The sequence below is a fragment of the Pantoea sp. Lu_F5_004 genome (genome assembly GCF_051136245.1).
In the GTDB taxonomy this organism is placed as follows: domain Bacteria; phylum Pseudomonadota; class Gammaproteobacteria; order Enterobacterales; family Enterobacteriaceae; genus Pantoea; species Pantoea agglomerans.
This window is the reverse complement of record NZ_CP194948.1, coordinates 33,997-60,171: the sequence shown is the minus strand read 5'-3', so window position 1 is coordinate 60,171 and position 26,175 is coordinate 33,997. Positions and strand designations below refer to the sequence as shown.

Sequence of the window (26,175 nt, the reverse complement as noted above, 5' to 3'; positions counted from 1 at the left end):
ATGAATTTTATACTTCATGCGGGGTTTGTTGTGGGTGAAATATGATACTATCTTATTGAATTAATTATAATAGTTATCTGTATTTGTTGGTTGTTAACTATGCCGGGAATTCATATAAAACCCTCGTTACCTGCTGAATATAATAACGAGGATACGATGACTACATTAGAAATTGACAACACCTTAACTGCGCCACCGCCTCACTCTCAACCGGTTCGATCGGTGAGTGATGTGGCCCGGCTGATCAACAGTAACACCGAAAAAAACAGCTATGCGCGCTGGATTGTTTTCCTGGCGCTGGGCGGCGTGTTTCTTGATGCCTACGATCTCACTACCCTCTCCTACGGCATTGATGATGTGGTCAAGGAGTTTGGTTTAATCCCGGTACTCACGGGCCTGGTGACGTCGTCAATCATGATCGGCACCATTTTGGGTAATCTGGTCGGCGGCTGGCTGACCGATAAATATGGCCGTTACTCAGTGTTTATGGCGGACATGCTGTTTTTTGTCGTCTCCGCCATTGCAGCAGGGCTCGCCCCCAACGTCTGGGTGTTGATTGGTGCTCGTTTTCTGATGGGCGTCGGCGTCGGGATCGATCTGCCAGTTGCCATGGCCTATCTGGCAGAATTCTCTAAGTTCTCCGGCAAGGGCAATAAAGCATCGCGCCTCGCAGCCTGGTGCCCGATGTGGTATGCGGCTTCGTCTGCCTGCTTCTTTATTATTTTTGCGCTTTATTTCCTGCTGCCCGCCGAACATATTGACTGGCTGTGGCGCGCCTCGCTGCTGTTTGGCGCCGTACCGGCGCTACTGATTATTGCGGTGCGCAGTAAGTTTATGAATGAGTCACCGCTGTGGGCGGCGAATCAGGGCGACCTGAGCGGTGCGGTGCGTATTCTGCGTGACTCTTACGGCATTGTTGCGCATGAGGAGCCGCCCGCTAAAACCGATGCGGTGAAAGCGACGCCGAAAGTGCGTTTCCGCGTACTGTTTCAGAAGCCTTATCTGGAGCGCACGGTCGTCAGTGCGGTGATGAACGTCTGTATTTCGTTTGAATACACCGCCATCGCTTTCTTCCTGCCCTCTATCCTGGCGCAATTTCTGGGCGCGGGTGTATTTGAAACCATCTCTGCCTCACTGGGACTGAATGCGTTGTTCGCCTTTACCGGCGGGCTGTTGGGGATGCGACTGGCGTGGAAATTCCCTTCACGGCATGTCGCAATCGCCGGATTTGCGCTGCAGTTTATCGCGCTGATTTCGCTGGCTTTGATCGGTCATCCACAGGCGACTGCTGGCGTGGTGTTTGCGGTACTGATGCTGGGTTTGTGGCTCTTCGCAGAGGGATTCGGACCCGGCGCGCAGTTAATGATCTATCCGGCGCTCTCCTACCCGACCCACATACGCGCCACCGGTGTCGGCTTTAGTCGTTCGCTCTCTGGTGTGGGCAGCGCGCTGGCGCTGTTTATTCTGCCAATTTTGCAGGCGCGTTACGGCACCAATATGTTCTGGATTGTCTCACTGGCCGCCCTTATCCCGATTATTTTCCTGTTAATCATTCGTTTTGAACCGACCCGACAGGACATCGATGAACAACCCGACTCAGGAGTGGATCATGTCTGAATTAAATCGTACCGAATTTGCCGAACTGGTTCAGCATTTCAGGCCGCTATTCGCCCGCATCGCTGAGGGGGCCAGTGCCCGTGAAACCGAACGCACACTATTGCATGAGCCGATCAACTGGCTGAAAGCGGCACGCTTCGGCACCCTGCGTATCCCCAAAGAAGAAGGCGGCTTTGGGGTTTCGCTGCCCCAGTTATTTGCTCTGCTGACCGAACTGGCTGAGGCAGATTCGAACCTGCCACAGGCGCTGCGTGCGCACTTCGCATTTATTGAGGATCGCCTGAACCAGCCTGCCAGCGAGGATCGGCGTCGCTGGTTCCGCCGCTTTGTGGACGGTGAGCTGGTGGGCAGCGGCTGGAGTGAAATCGGCGCGGTGAAGCTGGGTGAGGTCAATACTCAGGTTTCTCCCGATGAAATGGGATGGCGGATCAGCGGTGAGAAGTTCTACAGCACCGGCACGCTCTATGCAGACTGGATTGATGTCTATGCTCAGCGTACTGACAATGGCCGTGACGTGATTGCCCTGGTGAACACCCACCAGAATGAGGTGGAGCGCGATGATGACTGGGATGGTTTCGGGCAGCGGCTGACCGGCAGCGGCACTACGCGCTTTCATCAGGCCCGGGTTGAACTGCCACATGTCTATGATTTCAGTGAGCGTTTCCGCTATCAGACGGCATTCTATCAGCATGTCTTACTGGCCACGCTGGCGGGCATCGGGCGGGCAGTGGTACGCGATGCCGCTCAGGGCGTGGCGCAGCGTAAACGCATTTACAGTCATGGTAATGCTTCGCAGGTGAAGCAGGATGTGCAGGTGTTGCAAGTGGTGGGTCAGATAAGCAGCTGGGCATGGGCAGTCGAAGCCGCTGTCGACCGGGCGACCTACTCGTTGCAGAGGGCATTTGAGCTGCAACTGAGTGGCGCAGATGAGGCGCAGCTTCATGCGGCTAACGTGCTGGCCGAAGTGGAGTCTGCCCAGGCACAGGCGGTGGCCGTTGAGCTGGTGACGCGTGCGGCAACAGAATTCTTCAATGCGCTGGGTGCATCTGATACCCGCGTCAGCAAGGCACTCGACCGGCACTGGCGTAATGCAAGAACGGTGTCATCGCACAATCCGGTGATCTACAAGCTACGTAACGTAGGTGACTGGGAGGTGAACGGCACCGATCCGACCTTCATCTGGCAGATAGGCAATGGAAACGGGATATAAAATAGCTGTTTCATGGGCAGGTATTTGGGTGTGGTAATGGATCAGCCTGCTACGGAAGCAGCATGGGATAGCGACAGTTTTCATTTTATCCGGACAGGAAACTGGCGTTGGCCATTTAATAGCGGTCATTCAGTACGTGATGCGGTAAATAAACACGCTAAACGCGACGTATGCTAATTATCATTTATTAAGCATCAATCGATCGTTATTTTCTGCCAGCCTGAAGGGTTACTTTTTTGCAAAGGGAAAAGAGCCAGCATTACATCATGACACTGGCTCTTTTTTCATCAGCGTGGTTGTTAAGGCTTACTTACAGGCTCTGGCATAGCTGAAGAGTGATGAGTTGAGATTTTCCAGCCCTGACCATCCCAGACATAAGTGAAGGTGTAACGTGCTGTGACGTGGGTGCTATCTTTAAAAGTAAATGTATAAACGCCGGTATCAATCGCTTTATTACAACCGATTCTGATAGTCCGGGAATCGATTTTACCGCTCGGTCCTTTTTTCAGGAAATCTTTAAAATAATCGATACGTTCCTGATCGGTCAGACGTACCTGATTTGAAATGGTCGGCAGTAAAACGGCATCGCTGACATATAACTCAGAGACTTTAGTTGCATCGCCGGTTGCCAGAGCATCATTCCAGGTATTAAACAGGCTTGCGACATCCTGCTCGGAGGCTTTAACACAGGTCACGGGCTGTTGTGCCAGCGTAATTGCAGGCGCGCAGGAGAGACCTAAAAGGCATAATGATAATAACGTTTTTTTCATAAAAATATCCTCTTTTACCCTGGTGGAAGCCGGCGAGCTGTGAGACATCCCAGACGCCGCCATAAAAAGTGCTAATAATTCGCTATTGCGGTATGGTCATGCTGTCTTATCGAAAATGAGTCCGATGCGGTAAATAAATGGCCAGTCTCATTTGATTCAAAAATATGATAAATATACGCATCGACGCTTTTACTGGCTGGATTGCAAGATAACTGATGATAATTACCATCAGGTATTTAAATCTTCAAAAAGGCAGGATTTAGTTTTTTATCCTGTATCTTAATAGCACCAGGCTTGTGAGTAGTACAGTTGAGCAGTCTGTAATTCAGGCCTGTGAATATAGTGCCGCCCATTTTTTCAGTAATGTTAAGAGTAAAAAAGTTTTCAAAGGAAAACCCTTAAGGATAATGTTATCTGGGGTTTTTTATGAGCGTCAGATTCAACAGGCTGACTATTTAATCCTGTCTGCGCTCATTCAAATAAAGTTTTCTGGCATTTTCACTGTTTATCGCGATAAATAAATCAGCGTCAGAATGCGTGATTTAATTAAGTGATGTCTGAACAGATAACAGGTTCAGAATTTAAACTATCCCGCGTTGAGGTTTTTTTTGTCAGTATCCTGTTTTAATCCGATGTTCCGATAGCAGATGCTGTTCCGCCTATCGATAAACATCAGTGTGTACTCACCATGAATCCCTGCCCCATCCGATTGTAGTGACTCGCGATCCGGTAAAAACAAGGCTGGATGCTGCACCCAATCATGACTTCGTATAATTGTTCTTATACGAAGTCATGACATATAGATGGTGCCGGGTTAAGATGGATAGCAGTAAAGTTCGCCCTGAAAATGACAACGCTACGTAAATTCTGCCCGGTTATCCCCCTGCTTAATTCTCAGAATTAACGTAGCGCGATCATCGGCGTCTTTGGTTGATAAGTGAGCAAACATGAGTGAGTTAGTGCCGTTAACCCCTCTGACGGTTGACCGGAATAGCGATATCACCGAACGGCTCCGGCAGTTCGTTCAGGATAAAGAGGCTTTCTCACCTAACACCTGGCGACAGCTGCTTAGCGTAATGCGAATCTGCAATCGCTGGTCGGAAGATAACCAGCGCAGCTTCCTGCCCATGAGTGCAGACGATTTGCGTGACTATCTCTCTTTTCTGGCTGAAAGCGGCCGGGCCTCCTCAACCGTCACTTCACACGCGGCGTTAATTTCGATGTTACACCGTAACGCCGGATTGCCGGTGCCCAATGTCTCTCCGCTGGTTTTCCGTACGATGAAGAAGATAAACCGTGTAGCCGTGATCAACGGTGAGCGGGCAGGCCAGGCCGTGCCCTTCAGGCTGACAGATCTTCTGGCGCTGGATAAAGAATGGGCAGGTTCTGATAACCTTCAGGCGCTTCGCGATCTGGCTTTTTTACATGTGGCTTATGCGACACTACTGCGTATCAGTGAACTGTCGCGATTGCGGGTGCGGGATGTGATGCGTGCCGGCGATGGACGTATCATTCTGGATGTGGCGTGGACAAAAACTATTGTGCAGACCGGCGGATTGATTAAGGCGCTCAGCACCCGTTCGACTCAGCGACTGGAGGAGTGGATTGAAGCGTCCGGGATATCAAGCCAGCCTGATGCCTGGCTGTTTACTGCAGTACATCGGTCTGGCCGGCCACTGATTGCTGAAAAGCCGATGAGCACAAGGTCACTGGAACAGATTTTTAGCCGTGCATGGCGTACTGCCGGAAAAGTGGGCGCAGTAAAGGCCAACAAAAATCGCTACACCGGCTGGAGTGGCCACAGCGCCAGGGTGGGAGCTGCGCAGGATATGGCAGATAAAGGCTATCCGATTGCCAGGATCATGCAGGAAGGCACCTGGAAAAAACCAGAAACACTGATGCGCTATATCCGCCATGTGGATGCACACAAAGGTGCCATGGTGGAGTTTATGGAGCAATATAGTGACCCTGATTATCCTGGCTGATGGCTCCTGAAAAGAGAATAAAGCCCTTTTTCAGGCTGAAGTTATCCACAGAAAAAGTGGACAGCCTGTGTGTAAGCCGGTACGGATTATCGCTGCGGCGGGTATCCACAGCGTTCATCCGGCTGATTTAATTGATTTATTCTTACTGCCATACCACCTGCGGCGTTTCTGTCATGATAAACAGAGCACGTCGGCAATTATGAGTGAGTTGCTGCGCCCGGCAGTGAACCCTGCTCTGGCGCTCAGTGAACTGCAGCAGGAGAATTAAAATTACACGAACCCTACTTCATTTTGGTTCCCATCACATACGTGTGTGGTAACAGTTCGATCGTCCCCTGACATTTCCATACCAAACAGCAGCTCTTCGATGCTCTTAGCTTCTTTGTTGCGTCCGGCGAGAACCTGTCCAGCCTGAGGGTCGAGGACGACGAAGTCAGCTTCCTTACCAGCAGTAAAGCTGCCTATCTTATCCTGCAGGGAGAGGACAGTTGCGCCACCCAGCGTAGCAAGGTAGAGATTCTCCATCGGTGTCAGTGAGTGGACGGCGTCAGGTTTATCCGTGAATGCCTTGCGCATCTGCGTCACTTTGTAGGCTTCATCCATGGTTTGAAGTAGAGATAAACTTGTGCCTGCGCCGACATCGGTTCCTAAACCAACCGGGATATTGTAATGATGGGCTTTATGGCCTGATGGGAGCGAAGCATACAAAATGCGACATTTCCCCTTTATCGTAATGTCGGGTTTACACAACCAGAGCTGACGATGCAGCTCTGATTGTTATGCTCTCAGCTAATATGTAATCACCAGTAGAAAATGGTTATGTGAAGTTGTAGACAACCTGCACAATTACGGTTTTCTCACCATTCAAAGCGCCGACATAAACAGATTCCTGAGGATCAGTTCTGCGCCAACAGGTTGACTCTAAGTCACACTCAGTCCGCCTGTATCCTATGGACGTCAGATAATTTTCTATTTTACTGGTATCTTTCGTATCGTAGAATTTCACTGCATACACATGCGTCGCAGGTCCTGTGATGTTTGCAAAATCAAAGGAATAACGGGCGGAAATTCGCGGCATTTTTCTTAGTATGTCAGGAGTATAAAAATCATACTCCCGTTTATCCTGCTCGGTATAGTGAGCGCTACCAGCGAATTCCATTTTGACCCATGGCCAGGCATAGGTGAGAGCAATAGCAATAACGATAATTGCACCACCTGATACCTTGAGTGACTTACGCATAGGGTAATGCTCCCCCTTTAGCTTTGTCTATATATGAACCATCAGCGCTGGCAATACCAACTATCCCCGAATGGAAGTCACTCCACGGTCTGACTGTCGTCATAAAATTCGGCAGAAATCCTATTCGAGGCCTCGCATTGGGGGATTTTTCAGGGGCGGGGAATAAAAGTGGCAAAAAGGAATCGTTTTTCCAGGAGCCGATTTTACCGTAATAATCCCATCTTTTTAGCGCCTCTGCTTTGCTGACTGGACGCAGAAGTTCAAAGGGATTAGGCATGGTGACAACACGGTAAAAACCCAGCAAATCTGACACCAGATCTTCTCCGCTAAAGCCACTATCTGTAACGCAATTGATGGGGAATGATGCCTGCAATCCTTCAAACTTCCGGGCCAGTGACATCATCATTGCCAGCGCAATGCTTCTACGTTCGAAATACGGACGACCGCGTTTGATATGCCAGGTAATAAATTTACCCATTTTCATGGTTCTTGTCGGATCAATCATAGACTGCGAATAGGTAACGTCGTAGCGTTCCTTGCCTGAAGATTCTCCGGAATCAATACTTCTCAACAGCGTTCTTATGTCAGTCCCCTGAGCATGACCGAGATCAATCCATCCAAGGACTTCGGTATATATAAGGCCATATTTAAGATGACTTTGCCGACCATCAATAATATCATTTCTTTTACTCATCCTTAATCTCCTTTCCTTTTTAATTAAAAAAACTAACTACCTGGTCCTCATTAGATTTTATATCCCTGGTCGAAACCTCTGGGCATACTTTTAACAACAGGTGTAGCAGGTGATCTTCTTAGTTTGTTGAGTTGCCTGCCTTTACCCTGAGAATAGTCTGTCGTGTGGTATTGAATTCTCGGGCAACCGCGCTCACGCTAATACCCGCGCTGAGGCGTGCCTGGGCGGATTGTTTCTGTTCATCATTCAGGGTGGAAGGACGTCCGAAACGCTATCCTGATGCCTTTGGCCGCGCAATACCGGCGTGCGTGCGCTCGATTAGCAGATCCTTTTCAAACACTGTTACAGCCGAGATAACCTGCATTGTCATTTTCCCCGCCGGACTGGTCAGGTCCACACCTCCGAGCGCCAGGCAATGGACCCTGATACCCGATGCAGCCAGTTGTTCCACCGTTTTCCTGACATCAATAGCATTTCGTCCAAGGCGATCCAGTTTGGAGACAATCAGCACGTCACCATTTTCCATTCTGTCGAGCAGACGGGTTAATCCCGGCCGCTCACTGGCAGCAACGGAGCCACTGATGTGCTCCTCAATAAGTCTTTGGGATTTGTGATGGCAAAACCGACAGCTTCTATTTCCCTGCGCTGGTTTTCCGTGTTCTGCCCCAGTGTGGAAACGCGGCAGTAAGCAAAAACGCGTGACATAATGAAATTTCCGTCCGAAAAGGATGTAAGAATCATAATGCATGTCCGAAACTAATTTCACTTACTTTCGGACAGCATGGAGATCCAATGTGTGACACCGAACAGTTTAGGACACCATCAGGCGGCCAACGCCAGCCGCTGATCATACGCATATTACGTTTTAACGCCTGCTCAAAAAATGCATCCACTGAGACTGGCGAACGGGTTGCAAACGCCAGTGCCGTGGTTGTGCCATTTTTTACCAACTGATCAAGGAAGACAGACGCTTCCTGTGAAGCGTACGCGTGATTGCTGTATTTTATTTCTGTTGGAAACGTGTAGGTATTGAGCCAGCCAATAAGCTGTTCGCCATATTCACTGATCATGGTGATTTGAGGATAATGAACATGAGTGTCAACGAGTCCAGGCGTAATAATTTTCCCGCTGTAGTCAATCATGCTGTCGACCGGCTGATCTTTCAGTATCGTATAATCACCCGAATTTAAAATATATACATATTTAACAAAAAGATAGCTGCCTTTGTAATGGGCGGCTGCTTCTTTATCTTTTGCTGGGTCGGCTTTAAAGTAGATGATCTCCGCCCGATATCCAACCGTTTCTGCTGCTGCGTAAAAAAGAGAAAAGAGACAACAATGCTATAAACTCAAGTTTCATTTACTACTCCATTTACTTTTTTAAAAAATCCGTATCACTCTTTTCAGGGCGGGAATAATAGGTGAAATGAGGTAGGTTGAAGATACCAAAAATACGATGAAATTATTAATCTGAAAAGATCATTTAACTTCTGAAATTAATCCTTTTTGCTGCTGTCTTATCAGTGTGTCAGTCAATGTTGTCTGAAGTTTGAATTTCAGCTGCTTAAGTGTGTCAATATTAAATCGTTTACATTATGGTCCGGGTTTACAGAGTTGCAGCCTTTATTGTCATACTCATACCGGACAACGCATTAACATTTATATCATTACAGGACAAAAATATGGGAAACTGGCCCCTCTTAATGTCGGGAGTTGTTATGCTTTCAGTCGCTACTACAACCATCGCATCCGCTCAGGATCAGCTGCCAGGCTACGCTCAGGGTGCAGAGATTATCCAGGTTAACAGCAGTCAGGACCAGATCGACAATATCGGAGATGTGGTTTACCGCCAGGTAAAAAGCACGCGCTCTGTCAGGCAATTGCATATGTCACTGCTGGTTCCCCGCACCAATGAATTGAAACCAGCGATCGTCTATTTTCCCGGCGGTGGTTTCCTGACAGCGGAACGTGACAAATTTATTTCAATGCGGCTGGCGTTAGCGGAAGCCGGTTTTGTAGTTGCTGCTGCAGAATACCGCACTATTCCTGATATTTTTCCGGCACCAGTTTTAGATGCCAAAGCCGCAGTCCGATATCTGCGCCAGCATGCCTCAGAGTATGGCATCGATCCGGCGCGTATAGGGGTTCTGGGCGATTCGGCTGGGGGATGGCTCGCCCAGATGATGGGGACTACTAATGGGGATAAAACGTTTGATAAAGGCGATTTCCCTGACCAGTCTTCAGATGTTCAGGCGGTGGCCACGTTGTATGGCATTTCCGATCTACGGAGCATCGGCGAAGGCTTTCCCGATGCAATACAAAAAGTGCATCAATCCCCTGCCGTAACTGAAGCTCTGCTGGTTAATGGTGCCGCTTTCCGCGATTTCGCCGGGGCATCAGTGACCGACGAGCCCGAGAAAGCGCTTTACGCAAGTCCGGTTGGTCACCTGAAAGGCGTTAAACCGCCATTTTTAATTATGCACGGCAGTAACGATACTCTGGTCTCTCCGGAGCAGAGTGCGAATCTTTATAACGCCCTTAAAAAAGCGGGTGACCGTGCTGAATACGTATTGATTGAAGGGGCTGAGCATGGTGATTACCGCTGGTATCAACCTGAGGTAATCACCAAAGTTACCCACTGGTTCCGCCAGGCGCTGGGCGGACCGGTGAAATCACAGAATCCATCAGCGGCAGATCCTGACGCCAGCCTTTAACTTAATGAGATGCTTTCTTGCCTGTTAACCTGTGCAGACAAGAAAGCACTCATTTGGCGCTTATTAACTCACTCGACTGCTGCAGGTCCGTGTAACGTATCATCCGGCCCGCCAGGCTTTAGCCGTTACTGCACGTAATTTTCCTGTTTACTGCAGCTACTGTGGCAGCCGCGGCAACTCCCCTTTTCCTCCCTGAGCATGACCGGTATTGACTGTACCCGGCTTCCCGCTTTTCGCAATGCCAGCAGGATGATTCCGTTCAGCACCAGCACGCTTATCAGGCAGGTAGCACTGAATGCAGGATGGTCGGCAAAAGTGACGGTCTGGTAAAACAGCGTGGCGGTGGTGTAGGCGATGTTGAGTCCCCAGAAGAATGAGAACATCATCCATTTTTTACCGGCTTCCCGCGCAATAGCGCCCATGACCGAGACGCAGGGAACATAAAGCAGGACAAAAATTAAGTAACTGTAAGCGGCAAAGCCACTGCCAAATTTGGCTGACATCACGCCCATCGAGCCGGTCGCCATCTCACCATCGCCTTTACTGGCATCGATGGGATGGGCCAGCGCATCAATTCTGAAGGCAGCCGTTAACCCCGCCCAGGTCTCTGTCAGCGCCTCTTTAAGCTCATCCAGCAGGTTGAAAGCCTGCGGATCAAATGGACTGCTCTGGATTGCCTCTGTGGTGTAAAGGCTGTTGAGCGTGCCGACGACGACCTCTTTCGCCATGATGCCGCTCACCAGTCCCACGGTTGCCTGCCAGTTATCCTGAGTGACCCCTATCGGCAACAGCACGGGCGTGATCGCTTTGCTGGTCGCCGCCAGCGCAGAGTGGTTAATGTCATTAACCATCTGGCCATTAAAGGCAAAGCTGCTCAGTACGCCAATCAGCATGCTCACCAGGATAATCACCTGTCCGGCTCGCACCACAAACATTTTCAGCCGTTGCCAGGTCTGCAACAGCAGGCTTTTGAGGTGAGGCCGGTGATAGACCGGCAACTCCATGATAAACGGCGAGGCTTCTCCGCCCAGCAGGGTATGCTTAAGCACCAGCCCGGTCGCGATGGCCACCACAATGCCCAGCAGATAGAGGGAGAAAACCAGACTGGAACTGTGGGTGTTAAAGAATGCCGCAGCGAAAACCGCAAAAATCGCCAGCCGTGCGCCACATGACATAAAAGGCGCAATCAACACCGTCAGCAGACGCTCACGCGGTGTATCCAGCGTCCGTGTCCCCATGACCGACGGGACATTACAGCCAAAGCCGACAATCAGCGGCACAAAGGATTTTCCCGGCAGGCCCAGTGACTGCATCAGACGATCCATCACAAAAGCGGCGCGCGCCATGTAGCCGGAGTCTTCAAGGAAAGCGAGGAACAGGAACATCAGGCCAATCTGCGGAATGATCGGCAGCACGGTATTGATACCGGCACCGATACCCTGCGCCAGGAAAACCGTCAGCCAGTCAGGGAAGTGGCTGACATAGCCCAGCCATTGTGCACCATGAATGAATATCGCCACCGAACTGCTGTCGAACAGTGGCTGTAGCGCAGCACCAATGTTGATTGAAAGAACAAACATCACATACATCACTGCCAGGAATATCGGAATGCCCAGCCAGCGGTTCAGCACAATTTTATCGATCTTGCGGGTCAGATCGGCGGGCATTGCGTGATGAATGTTACTCACTGCCGCGCAAAGTGCATTGATGGTGCGATAGCGGTAATCGGCAATCTGTACGCCGGTCTCTCCACCGGCCTGCTGCATAATCTCGGGCAAATGCGGAACCAGCGACGGACAAAGTTTCTGACTGTTGATATCCCCTTCCAGCAGTTGCAAGGCCAGCCAGTAGCGTTTTTGTGGGGCTATGGCGGCGGGCATCTGTTGGCAGAGCTTCTCAATGGCCGTTTCAATCGCGGCCGGATAACGTACCCGTTCCGGTGCGCGGTAAATATGAGGCTGGTCAATCAGCGCTTTGAGCTGGGCAATACCATCACCCCTGGTTGAGGTCAGTGAAACAACCGGACATCCCAGATGAGCTGACAGTGCTGCGACATCAATAGTGATGTTCTGGCTGGCGGCAATATCCTGCATGTTCAGGGCGACAATGCAGGGCACGCCCAGTTCCAGCAGTTGAAAGGTCAGGAACAGATTACTTTCCAGACTGGAGGCATCGACGACGTTAATCACGACATCGGCGTGATCCTGATAGAGATACTGGCAGGCGATGCTCTCATCTATCGAGCTTTCAGCAGATAGCGTCGTCAGCGATCGGGTGCCTGGCAGATCGATGAGCCGGACATCTGACTGCGCGGTAAAAAATTGCCCCTCTTTGCGCTCAACCGTGACGCCAGCCCAGTTCCCTACCCGCTGTCGGGCACCGGTGAGCTGATTAAACAGCGTGGTTTTGCCGGTATTGGGGTTACCAATCAGCCCGATGGTTATCTTTTTCATCAGACGATTTCCTCCAGGATGATGTCGTCCAGGTCACGCTGCCGCACCGCCAGGCTGACACGGCGGGTAGAGATCTGCACTGGGTCGCCCATTGGCGCCACGCGAATGACCTCAATAACTGCGCCGGGAAGCATACCCATTGTCAGTAATTTCTGGCGCCAGGCGGAATTTACCGATGGCTTATAGCCAAGGATTCGGTAGGTACTGCCCATATTCATTGCCATATCACGCCCTGCCTAAGAGTAAGAAGCACTCATTCTATAAATGATAAGCGTTTCGCTTTTTGATCTGGCATCGGGCAGACAGTGAAAAAGCGCTCTGAATGGCTTTCGTTTAGAAAACAGAGAACATCTTCCTGTAACCTGGTTGCTTACGGGAAGGGTTGATACAGGCGATGTCTATAAGATCTCCTATCGTCAGGTTCTGGGCTTTGGGGCGTCGGCATCTATAATCCGGGCAGTGATTTTTCCATGAATGCAGGGGGCTATTCGTCCGTTGAGAATGGCGACAAGCCTTACGGCAATCTGATTGTCGTAAGTTGTCCAAAATCCAAAAGGCTTATATGAAACAAATTACTGTTACTCACCTCCAGCAACTCAGCGAGCAGGCTGCGGATTCTCCTCGCTTGCGAGCCAATCGTAACTTACACCCTGAATTGAGCAATCCGGTGCAGCGGCTGGCCATCGCTATGGAGCCGGGTACCTATGTCCGCCCTCACCGACATCCGCATACCTTTGAGTTGCTGACCTCGCTCAGTGGGCGGTTTCAGGTATTACATTTTGACGAAAATGGGCATGTGACCCAACGGGTGGTTTTAGGTGAAGAGTGTAAGGTGCTGGAGACGGACGCAGGCACCTGGCATGCGGTGTTATCGATGGATAAAGGTGGCGTTATTTTTGAGATTAAACACGGGGGTTACCAGCCTTTGACTGAACAGGACTCAGCCCCCTGGGCACCCGCCGAAAATGAGCCGGGAGCTGAGGAGCTAATGAAATGGTACGCACAGGCACAAGTGGGTGAGGGTTTTAGATAATAGTTGCTTTGCGCTGAGTAAAAGGTATCGCTATCGATGCCGTTCTGCCTGAGCGAAACCCGATGGAAAGCATTTACCGCTAATTTCCGCCAGGCGTTACTGTTCCCCCATTTTTAAAATTCCGCAAGAAGTTAACAGTATCGTTTTAGTTACATCATTCTATAGTGCTATAAATAACAGTTACGGCCCTTCGGGCCGTGCGGGGCGGCTGGTCAATGAGCACTCGGATTCACAGAACGGCTCCGTTAAGGTTTAATCAAAAAAAGCCAATCTGGCAGGATAGCGCCGGTAACCTTATATGCTCCAATAGGGTGTTGTAACTAATTAGCGGTTGGGCTAGTTGCTGTAAGAGAAGAAAGGCGCCCTGGGAGGATCATTTTCGTAATGGCAGTGCCCTGATTTTCAGGCCACCGCCAGATGATGAGCGAATAAAGCTTACTTCAGAACACGAACCGTTTTTACATCAATCTCTACGCTGTTCCAGTCTTTATCAACTTCACCTTCGATGCGGACTTTATCACTCGGTGATAACGATTGCCCCATCCAGCGCTTGTCATCAATATCGACATTAATTGTTCCGGTAGCATCTTTGAACTCATAAAGTTCATGCCCGACTTGTCTGATAATGTTACCTTCCAGAACGACCCATGCGTCATCACGCAGTGTCTTAACCTGAGCGACAGAAACTACGCCGGGCGTCGGACCTTTAAATCCGCCCTGAGAATACCCCTGCCCTGCTGGACTCACAAAGCCTTCCTGCGCAGAAACTCCAAAACTCATACCGGCAAACAATGCTGCTAAAAGAATCTTTTTCATATTTTTATCTCCGTTAAATGGTAAGGCTAATTTACGATGCAGATCTTAACGGGATCTTAAGAAGAAGGATTATCTACGCGTGTTTTAAAAATGTAATGAACATAAAGCGAACGATAATTCCATTACAATATAACAATCAAAGTTAAACATGTGTTGTTAACAACAAAATAAACTCTTATCTGAGAGGTAAGCTTTAACATCCACTACAATATGGTAATTCTTGCGCTTTCACTTTGCATAATTTCGCACAAATCACATAGCTCACCTGCCTGTTAACGGCTATTGTTTCCTGGCATAGATATATCCCAGTATTAAATCATTCTGTATCTCAGTTTTGCTCATTATATATTTTGTACTTTTTATAACCACTCGATTGAGTGGTTTTTTTTGCGTGACTAACGGTAGTGACGGATCCCTGTAACGTTAAGCAATCCGTTTACGGCAATAGTTCCCATCCATAATGTGGTCTGTTCTGGCGCGAAAAAGGAGGGGAATGCTGTCTGCAAATACATAAACCAGGAAATGAAATGTGGTTAAACACCCGTTTAGTATTGAAACTTTCTTAAAGAGAGTGGTGATAGCCTGATGCCCATCACAACTGAGGAGAGATAAAGACGCATGCAGAATTTACCGAAATTCGGAGATTCACCCGCATGAGCCTCCGAATAAGTGAAAATTATTTCAGTCTCTGAGCATCATCCTGGGCTTCTTTCAAATCCATTTTTGCAGATTCCAGCTTCAGTTTCTTTTCCTCTACCTTACTGGTTTTCTTCATGATTCTGTCAGTGCGACCTTCTGTATTCGCTTCAGCAAGTTCCTCCTGGGCTTCCTGGAGCTCGAGCTCCGCTTTTTTTACCTTCATCTCGCGTCTGCTGACATCATGAGATGCGCGCGTTGCCTGACGTTCATCAGTACAATACGTTTCAACCTTATTACGAGCAATATTGAGCCGTGCAATTTCTGCACTATTACCCTGTTTTTTGGCCATTTCAGTTTTGGTTAAAATATCTGACAACTGATCATTACAGGAATCTGTCGCAGCGAACCCTGCCAGGGGTGACGATATCAAAATCAAAGCGATAATTTTACTTTTCATAGCTAAATAAAATCCTTGTTAAAATAGACTAATCAGAATGATAGTTCCGATTGAATATAGCGAAGAAAATCAGAGTCACAAGAGATAAATTGATAAATGAAGTTATATTCCAATTCTGGATTCATTGTTAAAGTCCAGTAATGATTGTTAATTTTTAACAGCTGAGAAAATTTTTCTGAAATAAAGTGGGTGCACATCTGGTCGAAACACAATTCAGGCTCGTCCATGTTGCATACTCCTGAGCAAGCCATGGAGTTGATCCAGATCATTTTCTTCCCGATAAAGATGCAAACTGCCAGATTGTTAGCATGTCGTTTAACAATCACAGCGAATAATGCCGCATCTTCTTAAAAAGTAACGACAGGAAAGTAAAATGACATCTTTTAATTCTGGCAAGAAATTCGCCTTCGCTGTTGCGATGATGGCTTCCGTTATGTCCCTTTCCGCCTGCTCAAGCAATTACGTGATCTCCACCAACGATGGGCACATGATTACGACTCATGGAAAACCCGCAAGAGATAAAGAAACAGGCATGATCTCTTATAAAGACACGGATGGAAACATGCATCAGTTACAACAGCATGATGTTAAAGAGATTGTGCAAAAGTAAATCTGCTTTAATAACGCTCTTAATCGTTATCCTGAAAATCTCACCCTGTGGAAAAACTGAGCAATGAAAATTTCTGTAATTGGCTTTGGTTTATTATTATGTGCATCCTCCTCTGCCATGGCCATTGGCCTGAACGCCGAACAAAGTAAAAACACTTCGGTGCTGGATGCAGAAATCGGCCGTTCATCCGGCGGGCTTTACGTCGATGGTCAGTGGATGAAAAATACGGCGGATGGTGTTCAGATTGGTCAGGCGGGTACCGGTTATAACCTGGAAATCGGACCGGTGATGCTGACGGCTGGCGTTAAAGCCGCTTACATCGGCGGCAAAAAAGGAGACAACGGCGTTGCATTTCCTGTTGGCGGCGGTGTGAAAATCAATCTTCCTGCTAATTTTGCGTTGTATGGAGAGGGTTATTCCGCCCCGGAACAGTTGACCAACAGCGTCAAGAATTTCGTTGAGGCCAATGGCGGTGTCAGCTGGTCACCTGTGGGGCCACTGGTTTTAAAAGTGGGCTATCGCTATGCGGGTGTTGATGGCAAAGATGGACGTCCGGGTCATACCCTGATCGATGGTCCCTATATCGGTGGCGGCCTGACATTTTAACGTCGGATGACTCTTCCCTTTTTTGTGGTGAGGAAACCCTGCAGATTGACCGATCGGTTTCCTTACTCAATTACTCGTCTAAACTCAGGCGGGGAGCACTGAGAAACAGATTATGAAACCTCTTATGCTAATGTTATTTACTCTCTGTCTGACCGGATGTGCGCAGTATAAATGGGTCAAGCCTGATGCATCTGAACAGCAGGAAACAATAGCGGAAACAGCCTGTCGGGCCCAGGCACTGCGGGATTTACCTCCTGACAATGTCGTTAGCGGTAAATACACCTCAAAAGACAGTAAATATAAAACCACTGACACCGATTACTCTACCAGCGATGCCAATGAAAACCAGCGAGAGATCCTTGTGAAAGATTGTATGTTTAAAAAAGGCTGGCAGCAGATTGAGATTCAGCAATAGCCATATCTCCCTCCCCGAGGCCAGGTCAACCCCTGGCCAGCGGTAATCAGCCTCAGAGGTCAGGTTTTATTTCTGTATCATCCTCTTGTCGTTCAGCACGCTGCCGCCGGCACCGTTCCGAGCAATACAGCACCTCGTCCCAGCATCGTTCCCACTTTTTTCGCCATGACATCGGTTTGTTACACGTTTTACAGTAGCGAACCGGTAATGCCTTTTTATTGCCTTTAAATACCTTAGTCCCTCCTGAGAAACCCTGATAATGCTGACAATAGTGTCCTCGTACAGTTTTTAGCTTAGTGCCGTTTCCAATAAGGGAAGGCGAGATTGTCGCGAAGTTAGCGTCATGCTCCTTTGCCGAAGCAACTCATTAACTGTTTATTCAGTGATTCTGCCATTTGATCTGACATCGCACTTTGAAATCTGAGCTGTCTGGATTCCTTGACACACGGGTAGGCGACTGACCAATTAATTGCGATGGTTAACAAAGCGCATTCCCTTTAAAAGTGCAGGGATATCTGACCAGGTTTTTTGTTTAGCCTCTTATTCTATAGGTTGTGTCACAAACGAGTGATGTAAGTAAGCAATGAACTCAATCAATAACGCTTGTAAGTAAGTATTGAGGGCAATTGAGATCGCACCGCTTTACCGTTTTATCAGCGCATAGGGCAATATGGAACCCGGATGATGTTGCTCAGATTGCCTTGATCAGCAGATAGCCTCCCTGGCCCCATACGACGGCTAGAAAAGTCATTACGCCCGTAAATAATCAATCGAGGGACATACGGTAAGACGTAATTCTGACTGTTTTATATCCATTTACTGAAGTACGTCTATCCAGGCTTTTAAAACCAGCCCGTAACCCGCCTGGCGATGATAGTCTTAACCGGAACGTTATTTAACGTGATAAATTAACCTGTTATCATGACCTTACAAATAGTCTAATAAATCAGCCCGCTAATGCTGATTTTCCGTAATTTTGCTATGTGTTCTATACAAAACAATTACGATTAACCTCATGCCCATATCCAGCTTTAGCTGGAAGAAGTATGCAACGATGTTTGACTCTCAGAACAAAGCAGGTATGGGATTAGCGAAGCGATGCCGCTGGTAAAACAGCGTGAAAGCACAGTTTATCCATAACGTAACTAAATTATTCAGCATCATCAGATGGTGCACCGTTTTGACATTTTGAGCGAAGAGTGTAAAAAAAAGAGTAACTTTACTTTTGTTTAAGGGTCTTACGTTAATTACAGTTTAAACTCTTTGAGAAAGCGATTAATATGTTGGTGTTGAACTACCGGTTCTGTATTTTGATTCTTCGAAGGCAAGCATCTTAAAAAAGCAGGTCTGACGAAAAGCATCAGCGTGAACCCGCTCTGTATTTTATTATCTGAACATGACTATGGTGACTTTGATGAGTGACACTCTCAACAGCTTGAATAATATCCGTACCCTTCGCGCAAACGCTCGCGAGCTTGACCTTGCTGCCCTGGAAGAAATGCTGGAAAAACTGTCGGTTGTGGTAAGTGAGCGACGTGAAGAAGCGCAGGCTTCTGAAGCAGCTAATCGTGAAAAAGCTGAGAAACTGGCAAAATACCGTGAATTACTGTTGCAGGAAGGTATTGATCCTAACGAACTGTTAAATGGTATGCCGACTGCGCCAGCAGTGAAGAAAAAACGCGCGCCTCGTCCTGCTAAATATCAATACACCGACGAAAATGGTGAGGTTAAGCAGTGGACTGGCCAGGGCCGTACCCCATCTGCTATTAAATCTGCCATTGATGCAGGTAAATCGCTGGATGATTTCCTGATTTAATTCAGTATGAATTATGAAACACCGCCTGCATCAGGCAGGCGGTTTTTTCGCCATAAATGGTCAGGCTCAAGCATCTCAATTACCGGCCAGCCTGTACCCTTTCCTTTCTCATCTTGTTATTGTCTCTCCATCCATAATCCTGCTCAGGCGTTCCCTGAACTCAATAACTCAAAAGCCTTACGCAATCACGCAACAGGCAATGGGTCTTATCCTGTTATCTCAACCGCTTTATTTATTCAGCGATTGCGTGTTGCGGGCTGTGATAATTTCCAGTCCGATCTGCTGACCATAAGAGAGCTCAAGCGTATTGCCATCAGGATCGGCAAAAAATGCCCAGTAGCCTACTGGCGCACCAGATTGCTGCGCGTCGCGTCGCAACACACCTTCAAGCCGTGCGAGTGCCACTTTTTCATCTATCTCTTCACGGCTGGCACAGGCCACGCCAATATGACCAAATGGACCCAGCGGCGTATCCTCACTGTTGTCAGATTGCACCAGCACCAGCGCGAAAGGTCGGGTTAAATCCGACAGCCACGCCACTTTCTGTGCTTCAGGAATGCCAGGTTCGCGCTGGTGTATCACCTGCATCCCGGCATAACGCTGATAAAAATCCACGCTCTTCTCTAAATCCCGTACCTGCAAAGCAAGATGAGTGAAACCGGTATCGTTTGACATGGCCGCTCCCTGTTTAAGTTGAGCAGTCACCATGCCACAGGCAGGATTCAGAATTTGATCACGGATGCTCAGCCGCTTCGTTCTTCACACATGGCCTGGTTACGCCCTGCCCGTTTCGCGTGATACAACGCCTCATCCGCGCGCGCTATCAGCGATTCTTTTTCCTGTTGTGAGTCTGAAGCAAGATAGACGGCGCAGCCTGCACTCAGGGTGACGTGCTTCTGCGGCAATTCCGTGGTGAGATGCGGAATATCGAGCCGGTTAACAGCGTCGATGATTGATTGAGCAAGGTGCAACGCGGCTGACAACGGTTCTCCAGGCAGAATAATGGCAAACTCTTCGCCGCCATATCGCGCTGTGAGGTCGTTTTTGCGGCGGGCGGCGTTCTTCAGGACAGTAGCCACTTTTTTCAGGCAATCGTCACCCGCCACATGGCCGTAGGTATCGTTGAAACGTTTAAAGTAATCGATATCGAGCAGGATCAATGACACGGGCTGGCCACTGCGCTCCACGTTCTGCAGGCATTCAGTCAGCATGTGATCAAAATGGCGCCGGTTGGCAACACCCGTCAGCCCGTCACTCTGTGCCAGATTTTCCAGTGCGCGATTAGCCGCGGTCAGCTCATCGCGTAATTGCGTCAGTTCAAGCTGATAACGCAGCGTATGCCGTGCCTGACGCAGTACAAATGCACCCAGTAAAAGAATAACAATCAGCAGCGCCAGGCTCAGAATCAGATCCTGTACCCAGCTCTTAAGCCAGTGGTTAAACAGTGCGCGCTTGTCATATCCCGCGGCCACTACCAATGGATATCGCTGTGAGCGGACAAAGCCAAAGATGCGTTTTTTACCATCAAGCGCAGCGGTCCACTGACCGCTGCCTTTATCCGCATGGGCCAGCATCCTGAGGAAAAGCGGACTCACTGAGAGATTTTTACCGATGTAGCTATCCGGCATTGGACGGGCGTAAAGCACGGTACTGTCTGCCAGCATCAGGACCAGCACATCGCCATCGCTCAGTTCATAATAGCTATAGAAACGGCGGAAATAGTCCACTTTAATGGTGGCGAGCAGGACACCCCGAAAGCCGTTAAAGGCATCGTTCACACGAAGCGTAACCGGGATCACCAGCTCGTGAGTAGTGCGGCTGCGAAGCACCGGGCCGACATGGAGGGTATCGCGAGCGCTGGCGCGGTGATAATCAAAATATTCACGATCGGAATTATTGATGTCAGGCGGTATCCGGCTCATAGAAGTGGCTATCCATTTCCCCTGCGCATCATAGTAGAACAAGCCGTGTAGCTGCGGCAGGCGGCTCTGCAACAGGCGCATCGTCTGGCTCAGCGCATCGCCATCTACACCGGTTGTGGCAATCTGCTTTTCGAGCTCGCGTTGCACTTCGCGTAAAGAGAGCTCGGTCTGCAAAAACGTATCGTCCGCCTGGCGCGCCTGTGATAGCGACAGATTAACCGCCGTATCTTCAGCTTTATCGACGGTTTCGTTCCAGTCTTCCCGCAGCGTCCACACATTTAAGCCAATCACCGCCACGCTGAGCAATACGCCTGAAAGGATAATACTTCTTAGCAGCGGCGAGATTTTTGGCGCTGGCCCCTCATTTTTCCGGCGAAACGTCATGCCTGTCCTTAATAAACCCTGTTGACTGATTTAAGCACAGTAAATCAAAAGCAAAAATGCAAATCCCACAATCCTGTTTCAACAATGATGTTCCGCAATTAACCAGCAGATTTCGCTTAAAATTTCTTCTTTATTGGTTTAACCAGCGCTATTAATAGTGGATTAATAGCGAATGTGGCTACACTAGCGCTTCAAATATCACATGGGTAAATGTTACCCTTGCCAGCTGAATAATTTGCACTTTATTGATTAAGTTGAGTATTTGAGGATTTGTTATGAGTAAAAACCTGAGCAGCCTGAACAATATCCGCACGCTTCGTGCAGAGGCGCGCAATATGGCTTTAGATATGCTGGAAGAGTTACGCCAGAAATTAGAGACCGTGGTGAATGAACGTCGTGAAGAGGAAAACGCGCGGGTAGCGGAAGCCCGTGAGAAAGCAGAAAAACTGGCGTTCTACCATGAGCTGTTAATGGAAGAAGGGATTAACCCGGCGGAGCTGGTAAATGGCGCATCTCCCTCGGTAACCAGCAAAAAGAAACGCGCAAAGCGTCCGGCGAAATACCGTTACAATGACGAAAATGGTCAGGTCCGTTACTGGACGGGTCAGGGCCGAACGCCTTCCGTAATTAAGGCGGCCATTGAAAACGGCCAGCCGTTGGATGATTTCCTGCTGTAGTCACATTTATTTCTGCCGGAATAGTGACCGCCATTACGCGGGAATATTCCGGCAGGCAAAGCCACAGGCGCAGATATTCATCCGCGCCGGGTCACTCATCATCCTGTCGTAATGCCTCATCACTCATCACCGGATGCGGCCCCCGAAACGTCCGGCGCCACTCGCTGGGAGAGACGCCAAACCGGGATTTAAAACGCTGACGAAATGACACGGGCGAATCAAAACCCGCCTTTTCTGCCACACATTCAATGCTGATGCCGGTGGTTTCGAGTAATAGCTGGCTGCGTTGCAGACGCTCTGCTGTCAGCCACTCTCCCAGGGACATGCCTGTCGCCTTATGAAAATGACGCGTCAGCGTTCGCCTGCTCATGCTGAGCGTCCGCGAAAGTGAGTCAAGATCCTGCGGCTGATCCAGATTCTGTCGCAGGGACGCCAGCAACGCGTTGATCTTACTGTCACGCGTTGTTTCCGGAACCGGCCGCTCAATGAACTGCGCCTGACCGCCTTCACGGTAAGGCGGCACCACCATGCGTCTGGCTACCCGATTAGCCATGGCGCTGCCATAGTGGTGACGGATGATATCCAGACAGCAGTCGATGCCCGCCGCGGTGCCGGCAGAGGTGATCAGACGATTGTCACGGGTATAAAGAGCATTACTGTCGAGGTGAACCTGCGGAAAGCGCTCGCTGAAGTCACGCTCAAATTCCCAGTGAGTGGCAGCACGATGCTGATCGAGCAAACCTGCATAAGCCAGTACATAAGTGCCCAGACATAGTCCGACGACCTCTGCGCCGCGCTGCCAGGCTGCCACCAGCTTATCAAGCAGCGCCTGCGCGGGTTTTTCAGCCGGATTGTGCCAGTAGGGCACGATAATAATCTCCGCCTGATCAAGCGGGTCAAGACCCTGTTCCACCGTAATTGACAATCCCATCTCTGAAATGACCGGGCCTGGTTTCAGTGCGCAGATATCGACATGAAACAGATCCGGCTGCGGCAGGGCAGAGCCGAACAGAATACAGGGAACTGAAAAATGAAACGGACTAAAACCGGCCGTTGCCAGTACCGCGACTCTCAGAGCAGCCATCTTCTCCCCTTACTGTGTGACAGCGTAGTGTTGAGATCTCCAGCACAATTGTGCCGGTTTAGTGCCACGACGCTCAGAACGTCATTGTTTCACCATCTTCCGGGATCAGCACCTGGTCAGCAATGCCCTGTTCGGTAGTCCAGGCACGTAGCTCAGCGCGCGTCAGTAAACAGTGGTTGATCGCCTCCATGTGTGAGGCAACCAGCGTTGCCTCAGGCAGAATATTCAGCGTACGCTGGGTATCCTCTTTTCCCATGATAATCGGGCCATAGAGATCGTTGGTTGCATTGCCGATATTCATTACCACTACCTGCGGCTGAAAACGTTGCAGCGCTCTGACATAGGGCTTAACCCATACGGTATCGCCAGCAATGTAGAGGTTTTTTTCTGCCGGATGGGTAAATACCAGGCCACAGGCGTCACCCAGAATATCGCCCATCACTTTGTCTGCATATAAGGCATTGCTGCCATGCTGACCGTCGGTTTTATAGATTGTCAGGCCATCAACAAACGGATTCTCATCCTGCAGCACGCGAACATTTTCAAAACCCTGCGAACGAATCAGCGCTGCATCTGTTTCGTTCTGGCTGTAGATCACCATCGTCTTCGGCACTAACTGCTGCGCAGCCTCATCCCAGTGATCCATATGCGTGTGAGTGATAATAACCGCATCGACTGCCAGCAGTGCAGCGACCGGGACAGGCAGCTCAACCATCGGATTTCTAAGATGCGGACGGGCATTTCCGGCAAACCCGGGCCAGGCCTCTTTTTCGGCCAGCATCGGATCGATCAGGAATTTTTTGCCTGCATAGTCCAGTAGCAGGGTGGCATTACGAATCTGGGTCAGCTTCATTTTGGCTCCTTGAACAGTCTCAGTGAAATCAGCCAGGCTTACTGGCTACCATGAGGTCACTTTACGGCACTGTTTACCTGCGCGTGACAGGCTCAGAGGACAGTGTTCGATGAAATCGGGCCAAACTGCACTATTTTCTTGTGGCAGGGTATTTATCGGTGCTGGCGTCGCGACGAGACAGCCCGGAATGTTCAGGAATGGCAGGAGTTCCGGAAGTTGCTTTTAACTCTTTACCGACAACGATAACGCTCTCTGACGATGTCTGTTAAAAGCATTGCCGGTTAAAATATTAGTAGCCCTGGCGGGTCCCGGACCTGTGTTCTGATTATTAACCTTTGACAGGAGAGTCTGTGAACGACTTATGGAAATTGCACTGGCTGGAGGCATCGGGTGATGTCGGGCCTTATAAATCGTCAATAGTCAGGGCCGCTGAGCTCGCCTGCGAGCACCTCTCCTCCGTGACGCGTGTCCCTCCTCTGGATATTCTGGTTCAGTGCATGCCGGAGGCAGTCATTCCTGAAACCGGTTTTGCAGGCCGGACTTATAGTCCCACCCTGTTCGGCCTGGCCATTGACCCGGCAAATCCGAATCTGCCCGGGATGCTGGAAAATGGCACGCTGGTGCGGCAGATCGTGCATGAAGTCCATCACTGTTTGCGAATGCGCGGACCGGGATATGGCTGGACGCTGGGTGAAGCGCTGGTCAGCGAAGGTCTGGCGGGTCAGTTCGTCTGCTGGCTGCTTAAAACGGCAGCAGAGCCGTGGGAACGAGCCATAGAGCTAAGCGAATTGCAGGCTAATCCAGTGCCGCTGACCACGCTGCAAAGCCCTCATTATGATCATTCTGCCTGGTTCTTCGGCACGGGTGACTTTCGCCGATGGTATGGCTATACGCTGGGCTACCAGATGGTCGCCGCATGGCGCCGTGATAACGCGGAATGCGCTACAGAGAAATGGTTCAGCGTGACAGCCGATGAGGTGATTGCCACGGGGCTGGCTAAGGGCTTGCTGACAAATTGAGGTTAAAAAAATGCCGCAGCAGGCTGCGGCATGTTATTTCAGATTCGCATCAGAAATCGGCTTTCAGAACCACACGGTAATTGGCTTTACCGGCGCGGACGTGATCCAGCGCTTTATTGATGTCAGACATCGGGAAGAACTCAACCTGTGGCGCAATATCCGCACGCGAGGCGAGTCGCAGCAGCGAACGCAGCTGGCCTGGTGAGCCGGTTGATGAACCGGTCACCGCTTTGTCGCCCAGGATCAGATCAAAAGCACTCACTTCAATCGGCTTCAGCACGGCACCCACGGTGTGGAATTTACCCTGAGGTGCCAGCGCAGCGAAATAAGGTTTCCAGTCCAGGTCGACCGCCACAGTACTCAGGATCAGGTCAAAACGGCCTGCCTGCTTTTTCAGGGCTTCAGGATCACGGCTGTTAACCACTTCATCCGCGCCCATATCCAGGATTGACTGCTTCTTATCCGGCGTTGAGCTGAATGCCACCACTTCGGCACCCATCGCGTGCAGGATCTTGATTGCGATATGGCCCAGTCCGCCGATACCAATCACACCCACACGGCTGGTCGCCGTGATGTTGCTCATCAGCAGCGGTTTAAACACGGTGATACCGCCACACAGCAGCGGACCGGCGCTCGCCACATCCAGTTTTTCCGGCAGCGGAATAACCCATTGCCAGTCAGCACGCAGCTTCTCGGCAAAACCACCTTTGTTCATGATGGTCGGGATGCTGCCCTGCTGACAGTTAACCTGCTCGCCGTTAATACAGGCATCGCAGTGCTGACAGCTTTTTGCTGTCCAGCCGATTCCTACACGCTGGCCGACTGAAAGACCTTTATTCTTAGCCGCTTCGCCCAGGGCTGAAACCCGGCCAATCACTTCATGTCCTGCAATCACCGGGAACTGAGAGATGCCCCACTCGTTGTCGATCATCGACAGATCTGAGTGGCAGACACCACAATATTCGACCTGGACTTCGACTTCTTCGGCTGCCAGTTCGGCGGCATCGTACTCATAGAGTTCAAGGGCCTGGCCAGCCTGCATGGCTGCATAACTTTTAATTTTCATTCATACCTCTGCGTGGTTAATCACCGACAAGTGTAACAACTGAAAGCCCGCCCTGCCTGGTCGTTACGCTTACACCGCACTTTTTTATCTTTTATG

Annotated in this window: 25 protein-coding genes and 2 pseudogenes; 11 read left to right on the top strand and 16 right to left on the bottom strand. The window is 49.7% G+C overall.

All coding sequences use genetic code 11. From position 1 onward, the window contains the following. Nucleotides 1-156: 156 nt before the first annotated feature. Together ACR8BN_RS22090 and ACR8BN_RS22085 are read left to right on the top strand one after the other, a co-directional pair. Nucleotides 157-1,617, top strand: coding sequence for an MFS transporter (locus ACR8BN_RS22090; RefSeq protein ID WP_434747842.1), 1,461 nt, complete (start codon nt 157-159; stop codon nt 1,615-1,617). After that, nucleotides 1,610-2,827: a monooxygenase gene (locus tag ACR8BN_RS22085; protein ID WP_069027118.1), complete on the top strand. Its 1,218-nt coding sequence runs from the start codon at nt 1,610-1,612 to the stop codon at nt 2,825-2,827. The genes ACR8BN_RS22090 and ACR8BN_RS22085 overlap by 8 nt, the downstream gene beginning before the upstream one ends. A gap of 299 nt (nt 2,828-3,126) precedes the next feature. Here the strand turns inward: ACR8BN_RS22085 and ACR8BN_RS22080 are convergent, their stop codons facing one another. After that, nucleotides 3,127-3,597, bottom strand: coding sequence for an SgcJ/EcaC family oxidoreductase (locus ACR8BN_RS22080; RefSeq protein ID WP_031593793.1), 471 nt, complete (start codon nt 3,595-3,597; stop codon nt 3,127-3,129). A gap of 947 nt (nt 3,598-4,544) precedes the next feature. On the opposite strand from ACR8BN_RS22080, the gene ACR8BN_RS22075 reads away from it, so the two are divergent. Beyond that, on the top strand, nt 4,545-5,582 hold the full coding sequence (locus ACR8BN_RS22075; RefSeq protein WP_064703442.1) for a tyrosine-type recombinase/integrase: 1,038 nt from the start codon (nt 4,545-4,547) through the stop codon (nt 5,580-5,582). Nucleotides 5,583-5,852: 270 nt separating this feature from the next. Here the strand turns inward: ACR8BN_RS22075 and ACR8BN_RS22070 are convergent, their stop codons facing one another. The 5 genes and pseudogenes from ACR8BN_RS22070 to ACR8BN_RS22050 all read right to left on the bottom strand — a co-directional run bounded on the left by ACR8BN_RS22070 (nt 5,853) and on the right by ACR8BN_RS22050 (nt 8,658). Further along, on the bottom strand, nt 5,853-6,290 hold the full coding sequence (locus ACR8BN_RS22070) for an amidohydrolase family protein (RefSeq protein WP_434747841.1): 438 nt from the start codon (nt 6,288-6,290) through the stop codon (nt 5,853-5,855). A 109-nt stretch (nt 6,291-6,399) separates the two neighbouring features. After that, nucleotides 6,400-6,822: a hypothetical protein gene (locus tag ACR8BN_RS22065; protein WP_031593789.1), complete on the bottom strand. Its 423-nt coding sequence runs from the start codon at nt 6,820-6,822 to the stop codon at nt 6,400-6,402. Continuing rightward, nucleotides 6,815-7,516, bottom strand: a complete 702-nt coding sequence (locus tag ACR8BN_RS22060; RefSeq protein WP_434747840.1) for a hypothetical protein — start codon at nt 7,514-7,516, stop codon at nt 6,815-6,817. The genes ACR8BN_RS22065 and ACR8BN_RS22060 overlap by 8 nt, the downstream gene beginning before the upstream one ends. A 118-nt stretch (nt 7,517-7,634) precedes the next feature. Continuing rightward, a pseudogene (locus ACR8BN_RS22055) lies at nt 7,635-8,221 on the bottom strand (recombinase family protein). Nucleotides 8,222-8,253: 32 nt separating this feature from the next. After that, nucleotides 8,254-8,658, bottom strand: coding sequence for an amidohydrolase family protein (locus tag ACR8BN_RS22050; RefSeq protein WP_434747839.1), 405 nt, complete (start codon nt 8,656-8,658; stop codon nt 8,254-8,256). A 539-nt stretch (nt 8,659-9,197) separates the two neighbouring features. Here ACR8BN_RS22050 and ACR8BN_RS22045 point away from each other — a divergent pair. Next, on the top strand, nt 9,198-10,229 hold the full coding sequence (locus ACR8BN_RS22045) for an alpha/beta hydrolase fold domain-containing protein (protein WP_109653751.1): 1,032 nt from the start codon (nt 9,198-9,200) through the stop codon (nt 10,227-10,229). A gap of 125 nt (nt 10,230-10,354) precedes the next feature. Here ACR8BN_RS22045 and feoB read toward each other — a convergent pair whose 3' ends face one another. Together feoB and ACR8BN_RS22035 are read right to left on the bottom strand one after the other, a co-directional pair. Then, nucleotides 10,355-12,682, bottom strand: a complete 2,328-nt coding sequence (feoB, locus tag ACR8BN_RS22040; RefSeq protein WP_434747838.1) for a Fe(2+) transporter permease subunit FeoB — start codon at nt 12,680-12,682, stop codon at nt 10,355-10,357. Then, entirely contained in the window at nt 12,682-12,906 is a 225-nt protein-coding gene (locus tag ACR8BN_RS22035) for a FeoA domain-containing protein (protein WP_031593784.1), read from the bottom strand. The genes feoB and ACR8BN_RS22035 overlap by 1 nt, the downstream gene beginning before the upstream one ends. Before the next feature lie 338 nt (nt 12,907-13,244). Between ACR8BN_RS22035 and ACR8BN_RS22030 the strand changes: the two genes are divergently transcribed. Further along, nucleotides 13,245-13,715 (top strand): WbuC family cupin fold metalloprotein, encoded by a 471-nt coding sequence (locus ACR8BN_RS22030; RefSeq protein ID WP_143991465.1) that lies wholly within the window; start codon nt 13,245-13,247, stop codon nt 13,713-13,715. 435 nt (nt 13,716-14,150) lie between these two features. Here the strand turns inward: ACR8BN_RS22030 and ACR8BN_RS22025 are convergent, their stop codons facing one another. Next, entirely contained in the window at nt 14,151-14,531 is a 381-nt protein-coding gene (locus ACR8BN_RS22025; RefSeq protein ID WP_069027125.1) for a YgiW/YdeI family stress tolerance OB fold protein, read from the bottom strand. A gap of 676 nt (nt 14,532-15,207) precedes the next feature. After that, complete coding sequence (locus tag ACR8BN_RS22020; RefSeq protein ID WP_074399947.1) at nt 15,208-15,627, bottom strand: DUF1090 family protein; 420 nt, start codon at nt 15,625-15,627, stop codon at nt 15,208-15,210. A gap of 373 nt (nt 15,628-16,000) precedes the next feature. Between ACR8BN_RS22020 and ACR8BN_RS22015 the strand changes: the two genes are divergently transcribed. The 3 genes from ACR8BN_RS22015 (at nt 16,001) to ACR8BN_RS22005 (ending at nt 17,258) form a co-directional block, all read left to right on the top strand. Continuing rightward, a complete protein-coding gene (locus ACR8BN_RS22015; RefSeq protein ID WP_031593778.1) occupies nt 16,001-16,237 on the top strand; it encodes a YgdI/YgdR family lipoprotein in 237 nt (78 codons plus the stop codon). A 63-nt stretch (nt 16,238-16,300) separates the two neighbouring features. Beyond that, entirely contained in the window at nt 16,301-16,843 is a 543-nt protein-coding gene (locus ACR8BN_RS22010; protein WP_039387415.1) for a YfaZ family outer membrane protein, read from the top strand. Between the two features lie 112 nt (nt 16,844-16,955). After that, nucleotides 16,956-17,258 (top strand): hypothetical protein, encoded by a 303-nt coding sequence (locus ACR8BN_RS22005; protein ID WP_031593776.1) that lies wholly within the window; start codon nt 16,956-16,958, stop codon nt 17,256-17,258. Nucleotides 17,259-17,310: 52 nt separating this feature from the next. Here the strand turns inward: ACR8BN_RS22005 and ACR8BN_RS22000 are convergent. Next, nucleotides 17,311-17,490 (bottom strand): annotated as a pseudogene (locus tag ACR8BN_RS22000) (DUF2256 domain-containing protein); the annotation flags it as partial. Nucleotides 17,491-18,672: 1,182 nt separating this feature from the next. On the opposite strand from ACR8BN_RS22000, the gene ACR8BN_RS21995 reads away from it, so the two are divergent. Beyond that, on the top strand, nt 18,673-19,074 hold the full coding sequence (locus ACR8BN_RS21995; RefSeq protein WP_010257055.1) for an H-NS family histone-like protein: 402 nt from the start codon (nt 18,673-18,675) through the stop codon (nt 19,072-19,074). A 228-nt stretch (nt 19,075-19,302) separates the two neighbouring features. Here ACR8BN_RS21995 and ACR8BN_RS21990 read toward each other — a convergent pair whose 3' ends face one another. Beyond that, nucleotides 19,303-19,749, bottom strand: coding sequence for a VOC family protein (locus ACR8BN_RS21990; RefSeq protein ID WP_031593775.1), 447 nt, complete (start codon nt 19,747-19,749; stop codon nt 19,303-19,305). Between the two features lie 68 nt (nt 19,750-19,817). After that, the gene (locus ACR8BN_RS21985; protein ID WP_083070608.1) at nt 19,818-21,380 is read right to left on the bottom strand and encodes a sensor domain-containing diguanylate cyclase; all 1,563 of its coding nucleotides are present in this window, start codon (nt 21,378-21,380) and stop codon (nt 19,818-19,820) included. A gap of 275 nt (nt 21,381-21,655) precedes the next feature. Between ACR8BN_RS21985 and ACR8BN_RS21980 the strand changes: the two genes are divergently transcribed. After that, entirely contained in the window at nt 21,656-22,057 is a 402-nt protein-coding gene (locus tag ACR8BN_RS21980; RefSeq protein WP_430019053.1) for an H-NS family histone-like protein, read from the top strand. A gap of 91 nt (nt 22,058-22,148) precedes the next feature. On the opposite strand, the gene ACR8BN_RS21975 is transcribed toward ACR8BN_RS21980, so the two are convergent. After that, nucleotides 22,149-23,141 (bottom strand): GlxA family transcriptional regulator, encoded by a 993-nt coding sequence (locus ACR8BN_RS21975; RefSeq protein WP_083070606.1) that lies wholly within the window; start codon nt 23,139-23,141, stop codon nt 22,149-22,151. A gap of 73 nt (nt 23,142-23,214) precedes the next feature. Beyond that, the gene (locus ACR8BN_RS21970) at nt 23,215-23,994 is read right to left on the bottom strand and encodes an MBL fold metallo-hydrolase (RefSeq protein ID WP_434747837.1); all 780 of its coding nucleotides are present in this window, start codon (nt 23,992-23,994) and stop codon (nt 23,215-23,217) included. Nucleotides 23,995-24,344: 350 nt separating this feature from the next. Here ACR8BN_RS21970 and ACR8BN_RS21965 point away from each other — a divergent pair, with 350 nt between their 5' ends. Continuing rightward, entirely contained in the window at nt 24,345-25,013 is a 669-nt protein-coding gene (locus ACR8BN_RS21965) for a DUF2268 domain-containing putative Zn-dependent protease (RefSeq protein ID WP_434747836.1), read from the top strand. A gap of 49 nt (nt 25,014-25,062) precedes the next feature. On the opposite strand, the gene ahr is transcribed toward ACR8BN_RS21965, so the two are convergent. Next, nucleotides 25,063-26,079 carry an NADPH-dependent aldehyde reductase Ahr gene (gene ahr / locus ACR8BN_RS21960; protein WP_039387390.1) on the bottom strand — a complete coding sequence of 339 codons (1,017 nt, stop codon included), beginning with the start codon at nt 26,077-26,079 and terminating at the stop codon, nt 25,063-25,065. Nucleotides 26,080-26,175 lie beyond the last annotated feature (96 nt).

Excerpts from the sequence above, each read along its gene's own strand:
- ACR8BN_RS22050 (WP_434747839.1), bottom strand. The coding sequence starts at position 8,658 with ATGATTGACTACAGCGGGAAAATTATTACGCCTGGACTCGTTGACACT.
- ACR8BN_RS22025 (WP_069027125.1), bottom strand. The coding sequence starts at position 14,531 with ATGAAAAAGATTCTTTTAGCAGCATTGTTTGCCGGTATGAGTTTTGGA.
- ACR8BN_RS21980 (WP_430019053.1), top strand. The coding sequence starts at position 21,656 with ATGAGTAAAAACCTGAGCAGCCTGAACAATATCCGCACGCTTCGTGCA.
- ACR8BN_RS22090 (WP_434747842.1), top strand. The coding sequence starts at position 157 with ATGACTACATTAGAAATTGACAACACCTTAACTGCGCCACCGCCTCAC.
- ACR8BN_RS22005 (WP_031593776.1), top strand. The coding sequence starts at position 16,956 with ATGAAACCTCTTATGCTAATGTTATTTACTCTCTGTCTGACCGGATGT.
- ACR8BN_RS21995 (WP_010257055.1), top strand. The coding sequence starts at position 18,673 with ATGAGTGACACTCTCAACAGCTTGAATAATATCCGTACCCTTCGCGCA.
- ACR8BN_RS22010 (WP_039387415.1), top strand. The coding sequence starts at position 16,301 with ATGAAAATTTCTGTAATTGGCTTTGGTTTATTATTATGTGCATCCTCC.
- ACR8BN_RS22060 (WP_434747840.1), bottom strand. The coding sequence starts at position 7,516 with ATGAGTAAAAGAAATGATATTATTGATGGTCGGCAAAGTCATCTTAAA.
- ahr (WP_039387390.1), bottom strand. The coding sequence starts at position 26,079 with ATGAAAATTAAAAGTTATGCAGCCATGCAGGCTGGCCAGGCCCTTGAA.
- ACR8BN_RS22080 (WP_031593793.1), bottom strand. The coding sequence starts at position 3,597 with ATGAAAAAAACGTTATTATCATTATGCCTTTTAGGTCTCTCCTGCGCG.
- ACR8BN_RS22045 (WP_109653751.1), top strand. The coding sequence starts at position 9,198 with ATGGGAAACTGGCCCCTCTTAATGTCGGGAGTTGTTATGCTTTCAGTC.
- ACR8BN_RS22035 (WP_031593784.1), bottom strand. The coding sequence starts at position 12,906 with ATGGCAATGAATATGGGCAGTACCTACCGAATCCTTGGCTATAAGCCA.
- ACR8BN_RS22030 (WP_143991465.1), top strand. The coding sequence starts at position 13,245 with ATGAAACAAATTACTGTTACTCACCTCCAGCAACTCAGCGAGCAGGCT.
- ACR8BN_RS21970 (WP_434747837.1), bottom strand. The coding sequence starts at position 23,994 with ATGAAGCTGACCCAGATTCGTAATGCCACCCTGCTACTGGACTATGCA.
- ACR8BN_RS21985 (WP_083070608.1), bottom strand. The coding sequence starts at position 21,380 with ATGACGTTTCGCCGGAAAAATGAGGGGCCAGCGCCAAAAATCTCGCCG.
- ACR8BN_RS22075 (WP_064703442.1), top strand. The coding sequence starts at position 4,545 with ATGAGTGAGTTAGTGCCGTTAACCCCTCTGACGGTTGACCGGAATAGC.
- ACR8BN_RS22065 (WP_031593789.1), bottom strand. The coding sequence starts at position 6,822 with ATGCGTAAGTCACTCAAGGTATCAGGTGGTGCAATTATCGTTATTGCT.
- ACR8BN_RS22085 (WP_069027118.1), top strand. The coding sequence starts at position 1,610 with ATGTCTGAATTAAATCGTACCGAATTTGCCGAACTGGTTCAGCATTTC.
- ACR8BN_RS22015 (WP_031593778.1), top strand. The coding sequence starts at position 16,001 with ATGACATCTTTTAATTCTGGCAAGAAATTCGCCTTCGCTGTTGCGATG.
- ACR8BN_RS22020 (WP_074399947.1), bottom strand. The coding sequence starts at position 15,627 with ATGAAAAGTAAAATTATCGCTTTGATTTTGATATCGTCACCCCTGGCA.
- feoB (WP_434747838.1), bottom strand. The coding sequence starts at position 12,682 with ATGAAAAAGATAACCATCGGGCTGATTGGTAACCCCAATACCGGCAAA.
- ACR8BN_RS21975 (WP_083070606.1), bottom strand. The coding sequence starts at position 23,141 with ATGGCTGCTCTGAGAGTCGCGGTACTGGCAACGGCCGGTTTTAGTCCG.
- ACR8BN_RS21990 (WP_031593775.1), bottom strand. The coding sequence starts at position 19,749 with ATGTCAAACGATACCGGTTTCACTCATCTTGCTTTGCAGGTACGGGAT.